We start from the raw sequence: 5,569 nt of genomic DNA, 5'->3' as shown, positions 1-5,569 counted from the left end.
TGGACAGCGGGTTGATCGACTCGCTCACGGGCAATCATGTGTTCCTGTTCCTGGAGAGTGGTGCGGTGGTGGCGCGCGAAGTGCACGACCTCGGCGACCGCGGCGACGGGACCGATCGAGTTCCCTTGTCGGTGGATGGATCGGGCAACGTGACCGCGACCCTGGACCGTTCGGTGCATCAAGGTTCGGCGGACTCGCCGGTGGACAGTAACGAAGCGGTTTCGCTGACCTCCGGTTTGGTGACCTTGACGGCGACGATCACCGATGCGGACGGGGATCATCAGGCGGCGAGCATCGATCTGGGCTCGCATGTGAGCATTCATGACGATGGCCCGAGCATTACGGCGGTGGGGACAGCGACCGCGCTCAACGTGGACGAAAGCTTCCTGCCGACGGGATCGGGGACCGGTCCTGCCGGCTCGACGACCGATACGGAAGCTTTTGCCGGGGCGTTCACGCATGTGAACGGAGCCGATGGAGCAAGCGTCAGCTACGGGCTGTCGGTGAGTGCGAGTGGAGTAGATAGCGGGTTGATTGACTCGCTCACGGGCAACCACGTGTTCCTGTTCCTGGAGAGCGGTGCGGTGGTGGCGCGCGAAGGGACGACGTCGGTAACCGCGGCAACCGGGCCGGTTGAGTTCACCTTGTCGGTGGATGGATCAGGCAATGTGACCGCGACCCTCGACCGTTCGGTGCATCAAAGTTCTGCGGATTCGCCGGTGGACAGCAACGAAGCGGTCTCGCTGACCTCCGGTTTGGTCACGCTGACGGCGACGATCACGGATGCGGATGGTGATCATCAAGCGGCCAGCATCGATCTGGGCTCGCATGTGAGCATCCATGACGACGGTCCGAGTATCACGGCGGTGGGGACGGCGACCGCGCTCAACGTGGACGAAAGTTTCCTGCCGACCGGATCAGGGACGGGCCCTGCTGGCTCGACGGTGGACACGGAAGCGTTTGCCGGGGCGTTCACCCACGTGAACGGAGCGGATGGAGCAAGCGTCAGCTATGGGCTGTCGGTCAGTGCGAGTGGAGTGGACAGCGGGTTGATTGACTCGTTGACCGGCAATCATGTGTTCCTGTTCCTGGAGAGCGGTGCAGTGGTGGCGCGCGAAGGGACGACCTCGGCGACGGCGACGACGGGACCGGTTGAGTTTACCTTGTCGGTGGATGGATCGGGCAACGTGACGGCGACGCTGGATCGCTCGGTACATCAAGGTTCGGCGGACTCGCCGGTCGATAGCAACGAAGCGGTCTCGCTGACTTCCGGATTGGTCACCTTGACGGCAACGATTACCGATGCGGACGGTGATCATCAAGCAGCGAGCATCGATCTCGGCTCGCATGTGAGCATCCATGACGATGGTCCGAGCATCACGGCCGTGGGTACAGCGACCGCACTCAACGTGGACGAGAGCTTCCTGCCGACGGGATCGGGGACGGGCCCTGCGGGTTCGACGGTGGACACGGAGGCATTCGCCGGCGCGTTCACCCACGTGAACGGAGCGGATGGTGCGAGCGTCAGCTATGGACTGTCGGTGAGTTCGAGTGGAGTGGACAGCGGATTGATCGACTCGCTGAGTGGCAACCATGTATTCCTGTTCCTGGAGAGCGGTGCGGTCGTAGCGCGAGAAGGCACGACTTCGGTGACCGCGGCGACGGGACCGATCGAGTTCACCTTGTCGGTGGATGGATCAGGCAATGTGACCGCGACCCTCGACCGCTCGGTGCATCAAGGTTCGGCGGACTCGCCGGTGGACAACAACGAAGCGGTCTCGCTGACTTCCGGATTGGTCACCTTGACGGCGACAATCACCGATGCAGACGGGGATCATCAAGCGGCGAGCATCGACCTGGGTTCGCATGTGAGCATTCATGACGATGGCCCGACGATCACGGCCGTGGGTACAGCGACCGCACTCAATGTGGACGAAAGCTTCCTGCCAACGGGATCGGGGACCGGTCCTGCGGGCTCGACCGTGGACACGGAGGCATTTGCCGGAGCGTTCACCCATGTGAACGGAGCGGACGGAGCGAGCGTCAGCTATGGGCTTTCGGTGAGTTCGAGTGGAGTGGACAGCGGGTTGATTGACTCGTTGACCGGCAATCATGTGTTCCTGTTCCTGGAGAGTGGTGCGGTGGTGGCGCGCGAAGGGACGACTTCGTCGACGGCGGCAACGGGGCCGGTTGAGTTCACGCTGTCGGTGGATGGATCGGGCAACGTGACCGCGACGCTGGATCGCTCGGTGCATCAAGGTTCGGCGGATTCGCCGGTGGATAGCAACGAAGCGGTCTCGCTGACCTCCGGGTTGGTCACCTTGACGGCAACGGTCACGGATGCGGATGGGGATCATCAGGCGGCCAGCATCGATCTGGGCTCGCATGTGAGCATCCATGACGATGGACCGAGCATTACGGCGGTGGGTACAGCGACGGCACTGAACGTGGACGAGAGCTTCCTGCCGACGGGATCGGGGACCGGTCCTGCGGGCTCGACGGTGGACACGGAAGCGTTTGCCGGGGCGTTCACCCATGTGAACGGAGCGGACGGAGCGAGCGTCAGCTACGGGTTATCGGTGAGTGCGAGCGGAGTAGACAGCGGATTGATCGACTCGTTGACGGGTAACCACGTGTTTCTGTTCCTGGAGAGTGGTGCGGTGGTGGCGCGCGAGGGCACGACCTCGGTAACCGCGGCGACGGGGCCGATCGAGTTCACCTTGTCGGTGGATGGAACCGGCAACGTGACCGCGACCCTCGACCGCTCGGTACACCAGAGTTCTGCAGACTCGCCGGTGGACAGCAACGAGGCGGTCTCGCTGACCTCCGGGTTGGTCACCTTGACGGCAACGATCACCGATGCGGACGGTGATCATCAGGCGGCGAGCATCGATTTGGGCTCGCATGTGAGCATTCATGACGATGGCCCGAGCATCACGGCCGTGGGGACGGCGACGGCGCTGAACGTGGACGAAAGCTTTCTGCCGACGGGATCGGGGACGGGCCCGGCGGGTTCTACGGTGGACACGGAGGCGTTTGCCGGGGCGTTCACCCATGTGAACGGGGCCGACGGAGCGAGCATTAGCTATGGGTTATCGGTGAGTGCGAGTGGAGTAGACAGCGGGTTGATCGACTCGCTGACGGGCAATCATGTCTTCCTGTTCCTGGAGAGCGGTTCGGTCGTGGCCCGTGAAGGAACGACTTCGGCGAGCGCGGCGACGGGACCGGTTGAGTTCACCTTGTCGGTGGATGGATCGGGCAACGTGACCGCGACGTTGGACCGCTCGGTACACCAGAGTTCGGCGGACTCGCCGGTCGACAGCAGCGAAGCGGTCTCGCTGACCTCCGGGCTCGTCACCTTGACAGCGACGATCACGGATGCGGACGGTGATCATCAGGCGGCGAGCATCGATCTGGGCTCGCATGTGAGCATTCATGACGATGGTCCGAGCATCACGGCGGTGGGCACCGCGACGGCACTCAATGTGGACGAAAGCTTCCTGCCGACGGGATCGGGGACCGGTCCTGCCGGCTCGACGACCGATACGGAAGCGTTTGCCGGAGCGTTCACCCACGTGAACGGAGCGGATGGTGCGAGTATCAGCTACGGACTGTCGGTCAGCGCGAGTGGAGTGGACAGCGGGTTGATCGACTCGCTGACGGGCAATCATGTCTTCCTGTTCCTGGAGAGCGGTACGGTGGTGGCGCGCGAAGGCACGACCTCGGCAACCGCGGCGACCGGACCGATTGAGTTCACCTTGTCGGTGGATGGATCGGGTAACGTGACGGCGACGCTCGACCGCTCGGTGCATCAAAGTTCGGCGGACGCGCCGGTCGATAGCAACGAAGCCGTCTCGCTGACCTCCGGTTTGGTCACCTTGACGGCAACGATCACCGATGCGGACGGTGATCATCAGGCGGCGAGCATCGACTTGGGCTCGCATGTGAGCATCCATGACGACGGTCCGAGCATCACGGCGGTGGGGACGGCGACGGCGCTCAATGTGGACGAGAGCTTCCTGCCGACGGGGTCGGGGACCGGTCCTGCGGGCTCGACGGTGGACACGGAGGCATTTGCCGGGGCATTCACCCATGTGAACGGAGCGGATGGAGCAAGCGTCAGCTATGGGCTGTCGGTCAGTGCGAGTGGAGTGGACAGCGGGTTGATCGACTCGCTGACGGGCAACCACGTGTTCCTGTTCCTGGAGAGCGGTGCGGTCGTAGCCCGCGAGGGCACGACCTCGGTAACCGCGGCGACCGGGCCGGTTGAGTTTACCTTTTCGGTGGATGGATCGGGTAACGTGACCGCGACCCTCGACCGCTCGGTACACCAGAGTTCTGCAGACTCGCCGGTGGATAGCAACGAAGCCGTTTCGCTGACTTCCGGTTTGGTCACCTTGACGGCGACGATCACCGATGGGGATGGGGATCATCAGGCTGCGAGCATCGATCTCGGTTCGCATGTGAGCATTCATGACGATGGCCCGAGCATCACGGCGGTGGGCACAGCGACGGCGCTGAACGTGGACGAGAGTTTCCTGCCGACGGGATCGGGGACCGGTCCTGCCGGCTCGACGACCGATACGGAAGCGTTTGCTGGAGCGTTCACCCATGTGAACGGAGCCGACGGAGCGAGCGTCAGCTACGGGCTGTCAGTGAGTGCGAGCGGAGTAGACAGCGGGTTGATTGACTCGCTGACCGGCAATCATGTCTTCCTGTTCCTGGAGAGTGGCGCGGTGGTGGCGCGCGAAGGGACGACCTCGGTAACCGCGGCGACCGGACCGATTGAGTTTACCTTGTCGGTGGATGGATCGGGCAACGTGACCGCGACGCTGGATCGCTCGGTGCATCAAGGTTCGGCGGACGCGCCGGTGGACAGCAACGAAGCGGTCTCGCTGACCTCCGGTCTCGTCACGTTGACGGCAACGATTACGGATGGGGACGGTGATCATCAAGCGGCGAGCATCGATCTGGGCTCGCATGTGAGCATCCATGACGATGGTCCGAGCATCACGGCGGTGGGGACAGCGACGGCGCTCAATGTGGACGAAAGCTTCCTGCCAACGGGATCGGGGACCGGTCCTGCGGGCTCGACCGTGGACACGGAGGCATTTGCCGGAGCGTTCACCCATGTGAACGGAGCGGACGGAGCGAGCGTCAGCTATGGGCTGTCAGTCAGTTCGAGTGGAGTGGACAGCGGGTTGATCGACTCGCTCACGGGCAATCATGTGTTCCTGTTCCTGGAGAGTGGTGCGGTGGTGGCGCGCGAAGGCACGACCTCGGCGACCGCGGCGACGGGACCGATCGAGTTCACCTTGTCGGTGGATGGATCGGGCAACGTGACCGCGACCCTGGACCGTTCGGTGCATCAAGGTTCGGCGGACTCGCCGGTGGACAGTAACGAAGCGGTTTCGCTGACCTCCGGTTTGGTGACCTTGACGGCGACGATCACCGATGCGGACGGGGATCATCAGGCGGCGAGCATCGATCTGGGCTCGCATGTGAGCATTCATGACGATGGCCCGAGCATTACGGCGGTGGGGACAGCGACCGCGCTCAACGTGGACGA

At 63.5% G+C, this 5,569-nt stretch carries 1 protein-coding gene; it reads left to right on the top strand.

The features are described 5' to 3' along the window. Window positions 1-5,569, top strand: a 5,569-nt coding sequence (locus CFE428DRAFT_RS40200; RefSeq protein ID WP_237705595.1) for a DUF5801 repeats-in-toxin domain-containing protein, incomplete at both ends; no start/stop codon positions are given.

Origin of the sequence: Chthoniobacter flavus Ellin428 (assembly GCF_000173075.1) — a bacterium.
In the GTDB taxonomy this organism is placed as follows: domain Bacteria; phylum Verrucomicrobiota; class Verrucomicrobiia; order Chthoniobacterales; family Chthoniobacteraceae; genus Chthoniobacter; species Chthoniobacter flavus.
Note: the sequence above shows the minus strand (reverse complement) of the source record. Positions and strands in the feature narration are given on the sequence as shown.